The organism is Bradyrhizobium tunisiense, assembly GCF_042263385.1.
Classification (GTDB): Bacteria; Pseudomonadota; Alphaproteobacteria; order Rhizobiales; family Xanthobacteraceae; genus Bradyrhizobium; species Bradyrhizobium tunisiense.
In genome coordinates this window covers 627640-645271 of sequence record NZ_JBHLEV010000003.1, presented here as the reverse complement: position 1 = coordinate 645271, position 17632 = coordinate 627640, and the positions used below count along the sequence as shown (strand labels likewise).

General features: G+C 63.0%; 17 protein-coding genes. 5 read left to right on the top strand and 12 right to left on the bottom strand.

The genetic code is table 11. The annotated features are described in order from the left end of the window. Positions 1-300: 300 nt before the first annotated feature. Positions 301-2028: an ABC transporter ATP-binding protein/permease gene (locus tag ACFDR6_RS16310; RefSeq protein WP_375858862.1), complete on the top strand. Its 1728-nt coding sequence runs from the start codon at positions 301-303 to the stop codon at positions 2026-2028. Between the two features lie 100 nt (positions 2029-2128). On the opposite strand, the gene ACFDR6_RS16305 is transcribed toward ACFDR6_RS16310, so the two are convergent. The 5 genes from ACFDR6_RS16305 to ACFDR6_RS16285 all read right to left on the bottom strand — a co-directional run bounded on the left by ACFDR6_RS16305 (position 2129) and on the right by ACFDR6_RS16285 (position 8094). Further along, positions 2129-3142, bottom strand: a complete 1014-nt coding sequence (locus ACFDR6_RS16305; protein WP_212080133.1) for a TorF family putative porin — start codon at positions 3140-3142, stop codon at positions 2129-2131. 390 nt (positions 3143-3532) lie between these two features. Beyond that, positions 3533-3907 carry a histone gene (locus ACFDR6_RS16300; protein ID WP_249152866.1) on the bottom strand — a complete coding sequence of 125 codons (375 nt, stop codon included), beginning with the start codon at positions 3905-3907 and terminating at the stop codon, positions 3533-3535. A gap of 85 nt (positions 3908-3992) precedes the next feature. Then, positions 3993-5315 carry a glycolate oxidase subunit GlcF gene (glcF, locus tag ACFDR6_RS16295; RefSeq protein ID WP_317242303.1) on the bottom strand — a complete coding sequence of 441 codons (1323 nt, stop codon included), beginning with the start codon at positions 5313-5315 and terminating at the stop codon, positions 3993-3995. Next, on the bottom strand, positions 5312-6550 hold the full coding sequence (locus ACFDR6_RS16290; protein ID WP_212080129.1) for an FAD-binding protein: 1239 nt from the start codon (positions 6548-6550) through the stop codon (positions 5312-5314). The genes glcF and ACFDR6_RS16290 overlap by 4 nt, the downstream gene beginning before the upstream one ends. Before the next feature lie 50 nt (positions 6551-6600). Then, positions 6601-8094 carry an FAD-linked oxidase C-terminal domain-containing protein gene (locus ACFDR6_RS16285; protein ID WP_375858861.1) on the bottom strand — a complete coding sequence of 498 codons (1494 nt, stop codon included), beginning with the start codon at positions 8092-8094 and terminating at the stop codon, positions 6601-6603. Between the two features lie 229 nt (positions 8095-8323). Between ACFDR6_RS16285 and cycA the strand changes: the two genes are divergently transcribed. After that, on the top strand, positions 8324-8719 hold the full coding sequence (gene cycA / locus ACFDR6_RS16280) for a cytochrome c-550 CycA (RefSeq protein WP_212080124.1): 396 nt from the start codon (positions 8324-8326) through the stop codon (positions 8717-8719). A 970-nt stretch (positions 8720-9689) separates the two neighbouring features. Here the strand turns inward: cycA and ACFDR6_RS16275 are convergent. Then, complete coding sequence (locus ACFDR6_RS16275; protein ID WP_375858860.1) at positions 9690-10646, bottom strand: alpha/beta fold hydrolase; 957 nt, start codon at positions 10644-10646, stop codon at positions 9690-9692. Between the two features lie 333 nt (positions 10647-10979). On the opposite strand from ACFDR6_RS16275, the gene ACFDR6_RS16270 reads away from it, so the two are divergent. Further along, entirely contained in the window at positions 10980-11162 is a 183-nt protein-coding gene (locus tag ACFDR6_RS16270) for a hypothetical protein (protein WP_212080120.1), read from the top strand. Between the two features lie 7 nt (positions 11163-11169). Here the strand turns inward: ACFDR6_RS16270 and ACFDR6_RS16265 are convergent, their stop codons facing one another. From ACFDR6_RS16265 to ykgO, 3 genes are all read right to left on the bottom strand, one after another. Beyond that, on the bottom strand, positions 11170-11430 hold the full coding sequence (locus ACFDR6_RS16265) for a hypothetical protein (protein ID WP_212080118.1): 261 nt from the start codon (positions 11428-11430) through the stop codon (positions 11170-11172). Positions 11431-11556: 126 nt separating this feature from the next. Continuing rightward, positions 11557-12189 carry a tetratricopeptide repeat protein gene (locus ACFDR6_RS16260; protein WP_212080116.1) on the bottom strand — a complete coding sequence of 211 codons (633 nt, stop codon included), beginning with the start codon at positions 12187-12189 and terminating at the stop codon, positions 11557-11559. A gap of 103 nt (positions 12190-12292) precedes the next feature. Beyond that, a complete protein-coding gene (gene ykgO / locus ACFDR6_RS16255; protein ID WP_006611362.1) occupies positions 12293-12418 on the bottom strand; it encodes a type B 50S ribosomal protein L36 in 126 nt (41 codons plus the stop codon). A 310-nt stretch (positions 12419-12728) separates the two neighbouring features. Between ykgO and ACFDR6_RS16250 the strand changes: the two genes are divergently transcribed. After that, positions 12729-13613, top strand: coding sequence for an amidohydrolase family protein (locus tag ACFDR6_RS16250; protein ID WP_212080114.1), 885 nt, complete (start codon positions 12729-12731; stop codon positions 13611-13613). A 68-nt stretch (positions 13614-13681) separates the two neighbouring features. Here ACFDR6_RS16250 and ACFDR6_RS16245 read toward each other — a convergent pair whose 3' ends face one another. Further along, positions 13682-14416, bottom strand: a complete 735-nt coding sequence (locus ACFDR6_RS16245) for an SDR family NAD(P)-dependent oxidoreductase (protein WP_212080111.1) — start codon at positions 14414-14416, stop codon at positions 13682-13684. An 84-nt stretch (positions 14417-14500) separates the two neighbouring features. Here ACFDR6_RS16245 and ACFDR6_RS16240 point away from each other — a divergent pair, with 84 nt between their 5' ends. Beyond that, positions 14501-14935 carry a winged helix-turn-helix transcriptional regulator gene (locus ACFDR6_RS16240; RefSeq protein ID WP_375847584.1) on the top strand — a complete coding sequence of 145 codons (435 nt, stop codon included), beginning with the start codon at positions 14501-14503 and terminating at the stop codon, positions 14933-14935. Positions 14936-14982: 47 nt separating this feature from the next. Here ACFDR6_RS16240 and ACFDR6_RS16235 read toward each other — a convergent pair whose 3' ends face one another. Both ACFDR6_RS16235 and ACFDR6_RS16230 read right to left on the bottom strand, forming a co-directional pair. Then, complete coding sequence (locus ACFDR6_RS16235) at positions 14983-16260, bottom strand: serine hydrolase domain-containing protein (RefSeq protein ID WP_317242299.1); 1278 nt, start codon at positions 16258-16260, stop codon at positions 14983-14985. Positions 16261-16386: 126 nt separating this feature from the next. Next, complete coding sequence (locus ACFDR6_RS16230; protein ID WP_375858859.1) at positions 16387-17619, bottom strand: NAD(P)-binding domain-containing protein; 1233 nt, start codon at positions 17617-17619, stop codon at positions 16387-16389. Positions 17620-17632: the final 13 nt, after the last annotated feature.

Genomic DNA, 17632 nt, shown 5'->3' with positions numbered 1-17632 from the left:
CACGCATGTTATGGCAGTCGGCCCGCGTGGACGGCCGAACCTGCTTGATGCTCGAAGCGATAACCCCCGGATGGATATGAATTCCTCGCGAATGCAGCGGTTCCCGTCCACTCACAAGCTCGCGAAATCCCGGAGCCGCCTGCCCCGCGCCGTGGAGCCCCATGCTAGGGTTGCAAGCTGCGGCAAGCCAACGCAAATTGCAGAAACTTGCGACTTTAGTCTGAGCGCGCCCATTTCCGCCATGGCCTCAAGTCCTTGGCTCCGGGTGGTTGTGCACATCCCCCTAGGAGACCCTGCTCTGTGAAGAACATCAGCGCCACGCTCGCGATCGTCTGGCGAATCGCCGCTCCCTATTTCTGGTCGGAGGACAAATGGGCCGGCCGCGGCTTGCTCGCCGTCGTCATTGCCATGGAGCTGGTGCTGGTCGCGATCAATGTGCTCCTCAATCAGTGGCAGAACCGCTTCTACAGCGCGCTGCAGGCCTACGATCTGCCCGAGTTCGTCAGGGAGGTCTGGATCTTTCTTGGCCTCGCCTTCACCTTCGTCGCGCTGGCTGTCTACAAGCTCTACCTGAACCAGTGGCTCCAGATCCGCTGGCGGCAATGGCTGACGCAACATTATCTCGGCGAATGGCTCGACGGCGCCACGCATTACCGCATGCAGCTCAAGGGCGACGCCGCCGACAATCCGGACCAGCGTATCACCGAGGACGTCAAGACCTTCGTCGAACAGACGCTGAGCATCGGCCTCGGCCTTCTGTCCTCGATCGTGACGCTGGCCTCGTTCATCGTCATCCTCTGGGGTCTGTCCTACAAGGCGCCCTTGTACATTTACGGCACCGACATCATCGTCCCCGGTTTTCTGGTCTGGTGCGCGGTGGCCTACGCGATCGCGGGCACTGCCCTGACGCACTGGATCGGCGCCCCGCTCGTCAACCTGAATTTCGAGCAACAGCGCTTCGAGGCGGATTTCCGCTTCAACCTCATCCGCGTGCGCGAGAATTCCGAGCAGATCGCGCTCTTGAAGGGCGAGGACGCGGAGCGAGGGCGGCTGCTGCGGCGCTTCGGCTTCGTCATCGGCAATTGGTACGAGATCATGAGCCGGACCAAGCGCCTGACCGCGTTCACGGCAAGCTACGGTCAGGCCGCAACGCTCTTTCCCTATGTGGTGGTCGCGCCTGCCTACTTCGCCAAGCGCATCCAGCTCGGCGACATGATGCAGACCGGCTCGGCGTTCGGAAGCGTTCAGGATGCGCTGTCCTTCTTCGTCACCGCCTATCGTTCGCTCGCCGAGTGGCGCGCGGTGATCGCCCGCCTCGACGGCTTCGAGATGTCGGTCAGCTCAGCCGCCCGCGGCGCGACCCGGGAGCCGACCATCGAAGTCGCGCCCTCGAAGGGCACGGCCATCGCGCTCGAGCGGCTCCTCGTCAAGCTACCGAACGGCACCCCTCTGGTCGCAGCCGCCGGCTTCACGATCCAGCCGTCGGAGCGGGTGCTGGTCACCGGCGCGTCGGGCTCCGGCAAGTCCACACTATTCCGCGCCATCGCCGGGGTCTGGCCGTTCGGCACCGGCACGATCACCGTTCCCGAGAAGTCCAGGCTGATGATGCTGCCGCAGCGGCCGTATTTCCCGATCGGCCCGCTGGGCGACGCCGTGATCTACCCTGCCGAGCACGGCACCTTCCCGCCCGAGCAGATCCGCGACGCCCTGGTCGCGGTCGGCATGAAGCGGCTGGCAGACCGGCTCGACGAGGACGGTCACTGGAACAGGACATTGTCGCTCGGCGAACAGCAACGCCTTGGTCTTGCCCGCGCGCTGCTGCACGTGCCCGACTATCTCTTCCTGGACGAGGCGACGGCTTCGCTGGACGAGCCGTCCGAGGATCGGCTCTATCGGCTGCTGACGGAGAAGCTGCCACAGGCCACCATCGTCTCGATCGGCCACCGCTCGACGCTGGACGCTTTCCATACCCGCAAGGTGGCGTTGGTGGAGGACGGCGAGATCCACGTCCTCGGCAAAGCCTCGTAGCCCTTCGCATTTCGGCCTCGCGTCGCGCCAGGCACCAGCCCCAAAGCAAAAAGGGCGGCAGATTGCTCTGCCGCCCTCGTAGATGGTTTCCGGAAGAAACTTACTTCAGGTTGCTCATCGCCGTCAGGTCGAACGACAGCTTGGCAATACCGGCAGCGCCGCACCAGCTGGAGCCGACGCCCGAGGGATTGATGGGCGTCAGGAACGTGCCGGTCGAAGCGGTGAGGTTGCCGCGCGCCGAATAATCGCTGGTGAAGGCGTTGCAGTCGCCCTTCGACAGATCGGTGTCCGAGTAGCGCAGGTCCAGCGTCATCACCTTGTAGGTGAAGCCGATGCCGACGTTCCAGGTGTTGTAATCGGCGTAGTTGATGCCGTTCGGGAAAGCCGCCGTACCATAGAAGCTGTCGGAGGTGCCGAGCCACTGACGGCCGAACTCACCCGACACGTACATGCCGACGCCGCTCGAGCCGAACACCGTGCTGGGCGCGGTATACTTGCCCACGATCGAGGTGTAGTTGCCCCAGGCGCCCGAGTTCAGGAAGCTCGGGGTGTAGTATTCGGTGACACCGAACGACCAGTTGTCGTTCACCGTGTAGGTGAACTTGCCGTAGACTTCGAAAAAGCTCAGGTCCCGCTTGATGACGTTGGTGTTCAACAGGGCCTTCTCGGCGCACTCGGCGCCCTGGAAGTTGCCGGCGAAGTCGATGGCAGGCGCACCGTAGTAGCAGGTCCCACCCGGATACAGGTAACCCCAGACGCCGATGTCGAAGGCGAACGCGCCGAAGGTCGGGCGGATACCGCCGTAGACGTCGATTTCGGCAGCGGCGCGGTTCGGGAAGGAGATGCTCTCGCCGGCCACGCCGATATAGAGCTGGAGGTCCTTGGTGACGTTGTAGCGCGGCTCGAAATAGGCGGCGACCGACGGCTTGTTGTTCGACTGAGTGATACCACGGAAGACGTAGTTGCTCATGATCGCGCCGCCGAAGGCGATATCCCAGGGATCGAACGCCGGCGGCGGCGGGGCCTTCAGCGCTTTGACCCGCATGTCTGCCGCGAAAGCCGAACCCGTCGTCACCATTGCCAGCGCCGTTGCCAACAAAGCCACTTTTTTCATTTCGATCCCCATCGCCAAATTCTTACTAGTCGGATCCCGGAAGCCCCCCGGGGCGAACGACCTGTGTGCAAAATTGCGTTACTGCGACAATCTGGATTGGAGGCCACGATCCGTGAAGCAAAAAGCGCGGGCATCTGCCGACTTTTTAGGCGTTTTGACGTTTCCACGAAAGGTTATCAGCCTGTGTGTCTTCTCGATCACATTATTTGCATTCCAAACTGCACGAAGGGACCGTGCAAGTACGGGCAAGGCGGGTCACGTGGCAGCCGGGCTACGAATCGGACAGGCGCGGGAAAGAGGCGGCTTCCGGCGGGTACTTGGCCGATGCAAAAAGGCCGCAGCGTCACCGCAGCGGCCTTCCTGTTGTCGATCGCGGTCGCTGGATAGGACCTAGTTTTGCCCCTCGGCCGGCGCCGCTTCCGCAGAAGACGAAGGCATCGCCCAACTCGTCTCGGCCGCCGGCTCGGGAGCCGGACTTGCCGCCGGCGCTGACGGCTTCGGCGCGGGAGCTGCCTTCGCCTTCCTCGGTGCCGCCTTCTTCGCGGCCTTCTTCGGCGCAGCCTTCTTGGCCGTGGCCTTCACCGCCTTCTTGGCGGCCTTCTTCGGGGCTGCCTTTTTCGTAGCTTTCTTGGCCGACGTCCTGGCCGATTTTTTCGCGGACTTCTTCGCGGACTTCTTGGCTGCCTTCTTGGCGGATTTCTTCGCCGCTACAGCCTTCTTCGCCTTTTTGGCCTTCTTGCTTTTCTTCTTTTTCGCTTTCGCCATCGTGGTCCTCCTGTTGCCGCCAAACAATGGTCGATCGGGCGATTTCAGCCGTCACCTCCGGACGAAAGCCAAAGCCTTTGAAAGCTCAAACTTGCGCGTTCAATGCCGGCCGCGACCCGCCCGTAGCCCAATCGAGAAGCTCAATCGTGTGTACGACCGGAACTGACGTGCCACTGGCAATCTGCACCATGCAGCCGATATTGCCCGCGGCAATCATGTCCGGCTTGACGCTCGCGATGTTGGCGACCTTGCGATCGCGCAACCGGCCCGCAAGCTCGGGCTGGAGAATGTTGTAGGTCCCCGCCGAACCGCAACACAAATGGCTCTCCGGCACATCTTTCACCACGAATCCATTCTTGGAAAGCAATTCTTTCGGAAGGCTCGTGATTTTCTGCCCATGCTGCAACGAACATGCTGAGTGATAGGCAACGACGATGTTGTCCTGCCGCGCGGTCGGTTCGAGTCCGAGTCCGGCGATGTATTCGGTGATGTCCTTGGCGAGCGCAGACACCTTCGCCGCGTCGGCCGCGAACGCAGCATCCTCGCGCAGGAGATAGCCATAGTCCTTGATCACCGTGCCGCAACCGGACGCGGTCACGAGGATGGCGTCGAGCCCCTCGCCGGCCGCTTCGCTCCGCCACGCCGCGATATTGGCCCGGGCCCGCGCCAATGCATCCTGGTCGTTGCCGAGGTGATGGGTCAGCGCGCCGCAGCACTGCTCGTCCCGGACCAGGACAACCTCGATGCCGTGGCGGGTGAGAAGACTGATGGCAGCCTGGTTGATGCGCGGCGCCAGCACTTGCTGGGCGCAGCCTTGCAGCAGCGCAACGCGGCCGCGCTTCTTGCCGAGCGCCGCGAACACGCTGCCGCCGGCAGGGCCCGGCGCCGGCAGCCGGTCTGGAGCCAGCGCCAGCATCGCCTTGAGGCGCGCGATCAGGCCGGGCGTGGCCGAGGGACGAGGCGTCGGCAGGAACACGGCAAGCGGACGGGCGAGCCGGGCCAGCACCATACTCGCGCGAAAACGCTGGGGATCCGGCAGCACGAAGGCCAGCACCTGGCGCAGCAGCCGCTCGGTGAGCGGCCGCTGATAGCGCTGCTCGATCCTGACCCGGGCCTGGTCGACGAGATGCATGTAGTTCACCCCGGAGGGGCAGGTCGTCATGCAGGCCAGGCACGACAGGCAGCGGTCGACATGCTTGACCACCTCGGCCGTCGGCGCCTGGTCTTTCTCCAGCATCTCCTTGATCAGGTAGATGCGGCCGCGCGGGCTATCGAGCTCGTCGCCGAGCAGCACATAGGTCGGACAGGTGGCGGTGCAGAAGCCGCAATGAACGCAGGCGCGCAGGATCTTGTCGGCTTCCGCGATATCGGGGTCGGCGAGTTGCGCCAGTGAGAATTCGGTCTTCATGCCCCAACGCTCCGCCGCAAGCGTCCCCGGTTGAGAATGGTCTTTGGATCGAAACTGGCGCGCACCCGCTCGCTCAGCGCAGCAAGCCCCGGTGCTTGCGGATGGAAGATGTCGACTTCCCGCCTGACATCCTCGGCCGCCCGGATCAGCGTGGCGTGCCCTCCGACAGCGTTCGCATGCGCGCGTACGGCCGGAGCATGCGCGTCCGGCTTCGGCGGCAGCGCCGCCCAGATCAGACCGCCGCCCCAATCGTAGATCACATCGCCCCCCGTCTCGCGCGCCAATTGCGCGCCGAGTATGGCGCCCGAGGCCGGCGGGCAGACGATGCGCCAGACCGGCCAGGCGCCGAGCGTGCCGCCGGCCGCGAACGGCAGCACGTCGCGGATCGCCGCCCACAGTGCCGCGGATGCCATGTCCTCGACCAGCGTCGCGGTGCCGAACGGCGCCAGCAATTCGCGCAGCGATCCGGCGCGGTGGGCGGCGGAAGCCGTGATGCCCTCGAGCCGCAGCATGGTCAGCGCCTCGCCCTCCCCTCCGAGATCGCCAAGCCCCTCGGTCTTGGCCCGGAGCATCGATTTCGGCAGATGCGCGGCACCCGAGACGTCGAAGGGCGAACCGAGCGCCGCGGTCATGGCCTTGTTGGCGACGGCATCATCCAACCCGCGCAGCAGCAGCGTCCGCTCGGCCTCGGGCTTGGGCATCACCTTCAGCGTGACCTCGGTCATGACGGACAGCGTGCCCCAGGACCCTGCGAGCAGCTTGCAGAGGTCGTAGCCGGTGACGTTCTTCACCACCTTGCCGCCGGTCTTGAAGCTGTCGCCGAAACCGGAGACGGCATGCGCCCCGAGCAGGTGATCGCGCGCGCCGCCCGCCTTGATGCGCCGCGGGCCGGCGAGCCCCGCCGCGATCATGCCGCCGATGGTGCCTGATACGGGCGTGCCGAGCAGCGGGGCGGTGTTGACAGGTTCGAAGGCGAATTGCTGGTTCTTTGCGTCGATCAGCGACAGCACGTCGTCTAGCGGCGCACCTGCCTGGAGCGTGACGATCAGCTCGTTCGGCTCGTAGGAGGTGACCGCATTGAGCGCGGAGACGTCGAGCACGGCATTGGTCGCCATCGCATGGCCGATGCCGCGCTTGGAACCATGACCGATGATCTCGATCGGCTGCTCATTGGCAATCGCCGCGCGCACCACCTCTTCGACGTCTTTGGCGTCTCTGACCTTAAGCGTATCCACGACTGAGCCGGTATCCAAGTTTAGAGCGGAAAGCAAATCTGGCGTTGACGCTAGAACCGCGGCAAATCCGGAAACGCCAGCTTGCCCGCATGCACATGCATGCGACCCAGCTCGGCGCAGCGATGCAGGGTCGGGAACACCTTTCCGGGGTTGAGCAGGCCCTGCGCGTCGAAGGCGCATTTGAGGCGTTGCTGCTGGTTGAGATCGATCTCGGTGAACATCTCCGGCATCAGATCGCGCTTCTCGATGCCGACGCCGTGCTCGCCGGTGAGCACGCCGCCGAACTCGACGCAGGCGCGCAGGATGTCGGCGCCGAAGGCTTCGGCGCGCTCGATCTCGCCCGGCTTGTTGGCATCGTAGAGGATCAGCGGGTGCAGATTGCCGTCGCCGGCATGGAACACATTGGCGCAGCCAAGCTGGTATTTTTCGCCGAGCTGGCGGATGCGCGCGAGCGCCTTCGGCAGCGCGCCGCGGGGAATCGTGCCGTCCATGCAGAGATAGTCGGGCGAGATGCGGCCCACCGCCGGGAACGCAGCCTTGCGGCCGGCCCAGAACAGGTTGCGCTCGGCCTCGGAATTGGAGATTTGGCAGGTGGTCGAGCCACAGGCATTGGAGATGCTCTCGACTCGCGTGATCAGTTCGTCGACCTCGATCTTGGGACCGTCGAGCTCGATGATGAGGAGCGCTTCGACGTCGAGCGGATAGCCGGCATGGACGAAGGCCTCGGCGGCGTGGATCGCCGGCTTGTCCATCATCTCCATGCCGCCGGGAATGATGCCGGCACCGATGATGCGCGCCACGCATTCGCCGGCCGCCTCGACTTGCGCAAAGCCGACCATCAGCGCGCGCGCCGTCTCCGGCTTTTGCAGGATGCGGACCGTGACCTCGGTGATGACGCCGAGCAGACCTTCCGAGCCCGTAATGACGCCCATCAAATCGTAGCCGGCGTTCTCGCACCCCTTGCCGCCAATACGCAGGATTTCGCCGCTCATCAGCACGATCTCGCAGCCGAGCACGTTGTTGGTGGTCATGCCGTATTTCAGGCAGTGCACGCCGCCGGAATTCTCCGCGACATTACCGCCGATCGAGCAGGCGATCTGGGAGGACGGATCGGGCGCATAATAAAAGCCGGCATGGGCGACCGCCTGGCTGATCGCCAGATTGGTGACGCCGGGCTCGGTGACGACGACGCGGTTGTCGAAATCGATCTCACGGATGCGCTTGAACTTGCCGAGCCCGAGCAGCACGCCGTCTTCGAGCGGCAGCGCCCCGCCTGACAGCGAGGTGCCGGAGCCGCGCGGCACCACCTTGATGTTCTGTCCTGCACAATATTTCAGGATCAGCGAGACCTGCTCGGTGGTATCAGGCAGCACCACGACCATCGGCGGCTGCCGATAGGCGGTCAGGCCGTCGGATTCGTAGGCCCGCATCTCGGCAGGCGTATCGATCACGCCCTCGCCGGGCACGATTGCGCGCAAGGCGGCGACGATTTCGCTGCGACGCGCCAAAACAGCCTGGTCGCTTGCTGGCATCATGATGGCCATTTTGAGAAGCCTTCGTCCGACGGATGGAATTGTCTCGGCAAATCAATCATGTCTTGCCGTCTTTGGGTAGGTCCTCCGAAGGTCGCATTGCTTTGTTGCAGCGCAAGTTCTCTCTGGGACAAGTCGGCTATCATGAAACCTGTCAAAGTTTCGCGGCTTGTCCACTTACATCGGACCTGCCAAAACCACGACCCTCCATCTGACCCGGGAAGAGACGAAGAGCACACTTATGACAAAACTGACTTACGGCGCGCTGACGATCCTCACCCTCATCGCCACCGCACCCGCCGCGATGGCGCAGGATGTCGCGGCCGGCAAGACATCGTTCAACAAATGCCTGGCCTGCCACGCGATCGGCGAAGGCGCCAAGAACAAGGTCGGTCCCGAGCTCAACGGTCTCAACGGCCGCAAGTCGGGCACCACCGAGGGCTACAATTATTCGGATGCGAACAAGAATTCCGGCATCACTTGGGACGAGGCCGTGTTCAAGGAATACATCAAGGACCCCAAGGCCAAGATCCCCGGCACCAAGATGGCGTTCGCCGGCATCAAGAACGAGACCGAGATCAACAATCTCTGGGCCTTCATTGCCCAATACGACAAGGACGGGAAGGTCAAGCAGTAAGCCTGCACAAGGTAGCCGCGGCAGCTTCGGTTCTGATCGGATCAGGATCGAAGCTGCGGCATTTTTTGTGACGCATAGTCTCACTCTCTCCACGTCATTGCGAGGAGCTCTTGCGACGAAGCAATCCAGAACCTCTCCGCGGAGAGCTTCTGGATTGCTTCGCTGCGCTCGCAATGACGGAGTATGACGCAAGGGCATGGCTCTTCCCGTTACATCTCGCTTGCAGACATCGCTTCTCGTCCTCGCGGCTTGTTTCGCCCGAGCTTTGCTTCGTCACTCCACCCTCTAATCCAAGAGGGCGCAGGGAAGGCCGGGTGCCGACAACGCACCCGCGGTCCGCTGCGCGAAATGCACACGCAGGAAGAACCGCACAGCAGCATACAGGTGGTGCCGATCACTCGGCCTTCCCTGCGCGGTGGTCGGACGGCTTATGCCGTGCTCTCCCGGGAGCCGAACTTTCCTTTGGCCTCCCTCGTCCTCGCGGAATTCACCGGTACCCGCGCCGGTTGACGCAGATGCCGCCTCCGCAAGAGCTTGACCGTAGCAACGACGGCCAGGACCACACGGTTTTGCCGTACGCACGGCCCGCCATTTCGCCCGCAGTTTTCCCGGCCCTGTCGACGAAGCCGAAAACTTGCAGACGAGACGAACCTAGCAGCGCCGTTCGTCCGCGCGCGGCCACGGGCTCACCGGGGACTACCCTCCCTGCCCGCACCTCTCGCGCCCGACGCTGCCGCGTCCACCGCAGACCCGGCTCGCGAAAATGACGACCTCATGATCGCCCCTCTTGAGTGAGCCGGGATGCACGACACATACGCCGAAACCGAATTTCGGTAAAGTGGAATATTTTCGCGGAAGAGGATTGACTGCGGGCGACACAGGCAAAGTGCCACGTCTTTTGCCGTCGTCGAAAGATCGTGGGCACAGCGCAAGTGCGCCTTTGCCCACCCCAAGAGAGTTCGAAGACGCTCTAATCGGCGGCCGCCTGTGCCGGGGCGATTTTTCCGATCATCGTCTCGATCTCCGCTTTGACGCGATCCGGCACCGCGTTCTGCACCATGTGGCCGAGATCGGGCAGCACGATCAGCTTCGCATTCGGCACCGTGGCCGCGAACGGGCGGGCGTGGATGTTGGTCCTGACCGTCTTGTCGGGCTCGCCGGCGATGACCGTGACCGGGGCTCTGATCTCGCCGTAGCGCGGAGCCTGCGCGGCGACCGCTTCCTTCAGCGTCACCAGATCATAGGCATTGGCGATGAATTCGCGCGGACGCAGCAGCAGCGGTGTTGCGGAATCCTTCACGAAACCGTCCGGCATCGTCTGCGGCAGGAACACGTTGCGCGCGCCGGCTTCGGCAACGAAATAGCCGAGCGGCAGCGTGACGGTGTAGGCGAGCAGCGGACCGATCACCGGCGTTGCAATGATCTCGTTGTATCGGCCGACGCCGCCGCGCCAGGGATGGGTGACGGGCGCAAGCATGACGAGGCCCGCGACGCGGCCGGGATGATCGAGCGCAATCCGCGCACCGAGCGCGCCGCTCCAGGAATGCACGACGAAGATCGCACGCTCGATCCCGAGCTTGTGAAGCGCATCGTCGATCATCCGCGCCTGGACCTGCGGGGTGGAATCCTGACGCCGCGCGCGCGTGCTCCAGCCGTGGCCGGGACGGTCGACCAGGATGACGCGATGGTCTTTGGCGAGGAGATCGCCGAGCGGGCGCCGCATCGCTTCGAGATTGGAGCTTGCGCCGTGCAGCATCACGATCGGCAGGCCTGCATCGCGCGGACCGATATCGACGACGTGAAGCGTCGCCCCGTCGACCTCGACCATCCTGCCTTGCGGCGGAAAGGCCCGCTGCACCGCCACGATTCCGGCCTGCGTGACCAGCGCCAGCAGAACCAGCGCCGCCACGACTGACATTACGATCATGGAGAGAATCCGGGAGAGCCTGGGCACAGGGGAGTTACGGGTCCGATCGGCGGCAGTTTCGATCCACCGGCTTTCCATGCGTCCACCAAAAGCGCCGGGGCTGTGGATATGTGCATAATTGAGGAACGTAAAAACTCAATGGAATCAACAATATTCTCAGACGACACGCAAGCCTCGGAACAGCTTCATGCAGCCGTCATCGCGGCTTCCATATAATCGCCATGGTCGGTTCCGCCATCTAGGCGCGGGTGGGCGCCGATCCTCCTCGCAGGCCCCAGGGGATGTGGGAAAGACCGGCAGAATTTGTCCTGGTTTGAACCGAAGGATTTTTCGATGAGCATCAGATCGAACGACAGCGCGATCGACGAGATCGTCGCAAGCTGCAACGGCGACCTGCGCGGCGCCGTGCGGGCACTGCTCCTGATCAACGAGCACCTCGAGACGGAGCTTGCAAAGGCTTACGCCGCCGCCGCCGATCGCGGCCTGGTCGAGCGCGGCGGCAGCGTCCTGCATTAAGCGCAGCCTAGTTCGAGCCGTCCTCGGCCTTTTCCTCATCGGGCGTGGGCGCGGGACAGGCGCGGATCGTCGAACGGGCAAGCTTGGCATCGGCCCTGGACTTGTAGGGACCGTCGCCGAACCAGATGTCGCCGATGATGACCGGATTGCTGGTCACGATATTGCATTTTCCGGTCGCGCGGTTGCCGACCACCCAGAACAGTCCGTCGGCGAAGCTCGACGCCCCCGACGCCAGCAGCAAGCACCCTGCAAAGATCAAACGCTTCATGGCTTTGGCTCCTGCCATTGCAGGTAGGCCTGCGGCGGCATCGGCAATAGTCCGCAAGACGCCGCGCCTTCGAACGTGGTTAACCCGCGCCGGCCGCAATCATTCAGGCAATGATCAACTTATCCGCTAGATGTCGCGACCTTCGACCTTCTCGGTCAACGCCTTGACCTGATCGGGGATCTTTTCGAGGTGCGGGTTGACCGCGAGTGCCTTGCGATAGGCCTCGAGCGCGCGCTTCTCGTCGCCGACCTCCTGCATGATCATGCCGAGGCCTGCGAGCGCGCCGAAATGGCGAGGCTCCCGGACCAGCACTTGCTGGATATCGGCCAGCGAACGGCCATAGTCGTTCTGCATGTAGTAGAGCGTGGCGCGCCGGTTCCAGGCCTCGATGTAGTCGGGCCTGAGCTTGATGACCGAATCCAGCAGCTTGATCGCGACCTCGATCTTCTTGGCGTCGACCGCGGTCTTGGCGCGCGCCATCAACAACGCCGCGGTGTCGCTCGGTGTCTGGATCCAGATTGCCCAGATCCGCGCTTCGACATGCTTGGCGCTGGCTTCGTCGGGTGCCGCCTTCAGCGCGCCGAACAGAAACTCGAGATTCTTGCTGCGGTCGACCTTGGGCAGCTTGGCCGGTGCCTCGGGAAGCTTCTTCTGCTTGCCGGGCGGCTCGACCTGCTGCGCCAGAGCTGGAGCGAGGCCGACACTTCCCAGCACAAGTGCCAGACACAGGGTGCGCGGATGCGGGAATCTCAAAGCCATGGCCGAAGTCTAAACGCGCAAAGCCGCCCTTGCAAAGCAGGGCGGCGTCAAACTCGTGTGAGATCGTGGTCTTGCGGGCGCGCGGGCGTCCGGCAGGGCGAGATCAGCCCTGACGTGCCTTGAAACGGCGCTGCACCTTGTTGATCACATAGACCCGGCCCTTGCGGCGGACCAGGCGGTTGGCGCGATGGCGACCGCGCAGCGATTTCAGCGAGTTACGGACCTTCATGGCAGAATCCTGAACGTTCGAAAGGCCGTGTTCGGCACTACCGTTTCGGCACGCGCGAATGTGGCAAAATGAGATTTTTCCCGCTGGCGGACCGACCGCCCGGGACGGGGCGGTTCTTAAGGCATGGCGGCAGGTGCTGTCAATGTTAACTGCCGCCTTCCGAACCGGCAAATTCGCGAAAACAACCCCATGCACAGTCGAACGGGCCGGATCGGCCTGATTTATCCCCGGGGGTTCAAGGCGTTCAAGGACACCTTGCCAAATTCGTTATATCATATAATCAATTCGGCAACCCGTCGGGAGGACACCCATGCCGAAGCTGAAGCTGCCTGATATCGACAAAGTCGTCGCCATCGACATCCACACCCATGCCGAGGAGCCCTGCGGCTGCCATGCCGACGACGGCTATGACGACTTCCAGGCGCAGATGGCGGAGTACTTCAAGTCGCCGAACAAGCATCCGCCGACCGTGCCGGAGACCGCGGCCTATTACCGCTCCAAGAACATCGCCGCCGTGATCTTCCCGGTCGATGCCGAGCGCGAGACCGGCTTCCGCCGCTACAACAATTACGAGATGCTGGAGGTCGCCTCCGAGCATCTCGACGTCCTCATCCCCTTCGTCTCGATCGACCCGCACAAGGGCAAGCTCGGCGTCCGCGAAGCGCGCAAGCTGATCGAGGAATACGGCGTGCGCGGTTTCAAATTCCATCCGACCATGCAGGGCTTCTACGCCAACGACCGCATGGCCTATCCGCTCTACGAAGAGATCAACAATGGCGGCGCGATCGCGCTGTTTCACACCGGCCAGACCGGCGTCGGCTCGGGCATGCCGGGCGGCATGGGGATGCGGCTGAAATATTCCAACCCGATGTACATGGACGACGTCGCGGCCGATTTCCCCGACCTCAAGATCATCCTCGCCCACCCTTCCTTCCCCTGGCAGGAGGAGGCGCTGTCGGTCGCGACCCACAAGCCCAACGTCTACATCGACCTGTCGGGCTGGTCGCCGAAGTACTTCCCGCCGATCCTGGTGCGCTACATCAACTCGATTCTGCAGGACAAGATGCTGTTCGGCTCGGACTGGCCGGTGATCACGCCGGACCGCTGGCTGTCGGATTTCGCCAAGATCGACATCCGCGACGAGATCCGGCCGAAGGTGCTCAAGGCCAACGCGAGGAAGATTCTGGGGATCTAAGCGCATCCCCTCATCGCGTCGCGCATCGAGGGCTTCGATCGAATGACCGAAGCCCTCACGCTCAACACTCAGACCTGCGCCAGGCCTCCATCGGCGAACACTTCGCCGCCGGTCATGAAGCTGCTGTCCGAGGACGCCAGGAACGCGGCCACCGCCCCCGTCTCCGAGGGATCGCCGACACGCCCGATGGGCGTGGTGCTTCCGAGCGCATCAAATGCCTCCTCGCCGACGATCTCCAGCGCCAGCTCCGTCTTGATCGGCCCCGGAGACAGCACGTTGACGCGGATGCCGGTGCCGCGCAGATCCAGCGCCCAGCTTCGTGCCAGATTGCGGATCGCGGCCTTGGTCGCGCTGTAGATGCTGAATTGCGGCGTTCCCATCACGCCCGTGCTCGAACCGGTCAGGATGATCGACGAGCCTTCCCTCATCAGCGGCAGCGCCTTCTGCACCGAAAACACCAGCCCCTTCACGTTGACGTCGAAGATGTGATCGTAGTGCTCGACCGTGATCTCGCCGAGCGGCGCAAACAGCCCCGTTCCGGCATTGGCGAACAGAATGTCGAGCCCTCCCCGTTCGGCTTTCACTGCCGCGTACAGCCGGTCGAGATCGGAGAGGTCTGTGACCGATCCCCTGATCGCGCGCGCCGAGGACCCGAGTTGCGCCACCGCGGCGTCGAGCGGCTCCTGGCGCCGCCCGAAGAGATAGACGAACGCGCCTTCCTCGATGAACCGTTTCGCTGCTCCCAGTCCGATGCCGGTTCCGCCGCCGGTCACCACTGCCGTCTTGCCTTGTAGTCTGCTCATGATGTGCTCCTTCACTGAGGTTGCACTGAGCTGGCGGCGTACCCACTTATCGACAAGTATGCACCTTTTGGTAAGTGCCCAAAAATGTCAGATCCAGCCTTTCCGCCCACGCAGTCTCCACCGGATGTCCAGCGTTGCACGCCGACCTTGCCCGGCTTCACATGCGGCCTCGATGCGACCTTGCGGGTCATCGCCGGCAAGTGGAAGCCGCTGATCCTGTACTTCCTCGCCCAGGACGGCCCGACCCGCTACGGCGAACTGCGGCGCGCCGTGCGCGACGTCAGCGACAAGATGCTGATCCAGCAACTCAAGGAATTGGAAGCCGACGGTCTCGTGAAGCGGACCGACTACAAGGAGGTGCCGCCGCGGGTGGACTATAGCCTCACCCCGTTGGGCCATAGCCTCGCCCAGGCTCTCGTGCCGCTCTGCACGTGGGGCACGGAGCACATGGCGGAGGTCAGCCAAGTCTTCGCCGAGCGGGCGACGTGGACGCGGCGAGGACGTCAGCCGACTATCTAGCTTGCGCGGTGGGCCACAAGCCGAAATGCCGACTTGCCACCCGCGCCCTACCGAACCTGCGCTCGCAGCGCGATCCAAAGAGCAAACAGCTCAGCGGGCGCGGGTCGGTCACCGCTGAGCGCGGTCTGCACGAGAACAAGCTTCAGGTCCGGATCGACAAAGACAAATTGTCCGCGGAAACCCTGGAGCGAGAAGCGCCTGGTGTCTGCGGAAAACCAGACTTGATAACCGTACTTCGCCAGGGGGGAGTCCGTGGGAAGCGCATCAGCAGCCGATGCCGTGAGCCAGTCTGCAGGCACGATCTGCTTGCCATTCCAGTTGCCGTGATTGGCCAGCATCAGGCCGAGGCGCGCCCAATCGCGCAGCACCGCGTTGACATAGGCAAACGTGATTTCCTGCCCGGTCGCATCGACGATCCACGTCGCATCGGCTTCCGCCCCCATTGGCTGCCAGAGTTTTTCGGCGGCATAGTCGGACACGGTGCGCTTGGTGGCGGCCGCGAGCACAAGGCCCAGCACCAGCGATTCAGCGGACGAATAAGAAAAACGCACGCCGGGCGGGGAGAGACGCGTATTGAACTGCTTCACCGCGAAGAGGCTGCCGGGAGAGCCCGGCTCAACCGTCATACGGGCCAGCTTGTTGATATCGCTGGATCTGCTGCCGTAATCCTCCGAGAACGCGACACCTGAAGACATCAGTAGCAGAGCCTTGATCGGCGTCCGGCCGTATTCGGTGTCCTTCAGGTCAAGGACATAGCTTTCCGCGAGATCGTCGACGGACCGGATGGCGCCCTCCTTGACCGCGATCCCGATGAGCAGCGAAAGCACGGTCTTCGCCATCGAGAACGACGCCAGGCGATCCCGATCGGTGCGTCCGTACTGGTAACGCTCGACCAGAATCGTATTGTCTTTCGCAATCAACAGGCCGGTGACCGGTTGCCGATCGAGGTAGTCATCGAGCGTCAGCTTGAGTCCGGCGAAGGCATAGTGAATGACGGGTTCGTGCGCTGCGCGAGCCAGCGGGATCGACTGTTTCGGAGCACTGATGGTGCGTGCGGGAAACAGCGTGTCGTAGCGGCTCAGCGCGCCTACCCGGCAGCGCTTCTGATCGACATAGTCGATTCCCTTGCAAGCCGGATATCCGTCCTGCTGGCCAAATTCGTCTGCCGTCGGTCCATCCGCACGAAAGCGGGGACCGGCGGCTTGTGTTGCCGGCTCTGCTTGGGCGAAGGCGCGCTGCGAATTCAGCGTAAGCACCTCCAGAAGGAGGGGAAACGCCACCGCACTGGCGACGCGAAGTAGCTGTTTGAAGCTTCGTCCGATCATTGAGAGGGCACCCAAAGCAAATGAAGCTGGGGGCAGATGCTAAATGACCCTCATGCGTTAGCCAATGCCGGCTTGGGATCAGCAGCAGCCTCACGGGTACCGATCAGCCAAGTCCGCCAAGGCTGATCAGGAGACACCCGTCGACCCGTCGATGTGTTGAGATAAAAATTCGGCGTCCTCACCGACACCCCAGAGAAATGCCGACTGGACCTTGTGCATTCGAGGCAAACCGAGAAAATAAACGCCGGGAACTGCGGTAACTCCCCGACGCTGGATGGGTGCTCCACGCGCGTCCAGCACATCGCAGTTGATCCATCCGAAATCATAGCTGTAGCCGACCGCCCATATGACAGTGGTTATCGCAACGGAATTCAGATCGAGCATCGCGATTTCTGGAAGACTCTTTGGCTGCTTGGCCATCAGATCTGAGAACTCGCCAGCGGGTGGGGCATCGATACCATTAGCCTCGATATGCGCGTCGATGGCACTAACCGCTTGTCGGAACGTCTCGTCACCTGCGTCGAGGTTTGCATTCAGATCCGTTGCGAAAAAGACGCACGTTTTCTCAACATGCTGAAGACTGCCGAGAAGCGTCACCCCGCGCTCCGCTAAGTCACGCAAATCAACCGTTGCGCCTCCCTTGTAACCAGTAACCAGAGGCGGCCTGAAACCCGGTTGAAGCACGTCAACAGTCCGGTTGTTGAGGCCCATCTCTTCGTTCCATCTGCCGGTGTCACGCCCACGATAGCGTCTTGGAACACGCCGGTGTCCGCGCAGGGAGTAGTATACGCCCCGTCCCTGGAGAAGCAGGTCCTCTACGATTTGAAAGCCGGACGCGCCGGACCCCACGACCAGGACATTGCCGGGCGGAAGATCGGACGGACGGGTATAGCGGCTCGCCGTGATTTGGCGGACGCTCGCCGGCAGATGTGCAGCGCAGGGCGGCAGTGTCGGCAATTGATAGGGGCCGGTTGCTACGACGACGTTAGCCGCCGCCATGGACATCGAGCCTGCGCTCACAACTAGACGACCACTCTCGTCTCGATTCAACCCGGTAACATTCACCCCGCAACGCAGGGGCGCTACATTGCGGGCAGCGTAGTCCGAGATAAACCGAACGATGTCATCTCGTTCAGAAAAGCCATCGGGGTCGTCTCCATCATAGGCCCTCCCCGGAAGCCGGATCATCCAGTTGGGAAATTGGAAATGAAGGGAATCCCAACGCTCGCTGCGCCATCGCTCGGCGACACGGCCGCGCTCCAGGATGACGTGCTCTCTTCCGGATTTCGCCAGGTAATAACTCAATGCCAGTCCGGCCTGGCCGCCGCCGATCACGATCGTTTCCACCAACTCGAGCATGACAGACACCTAG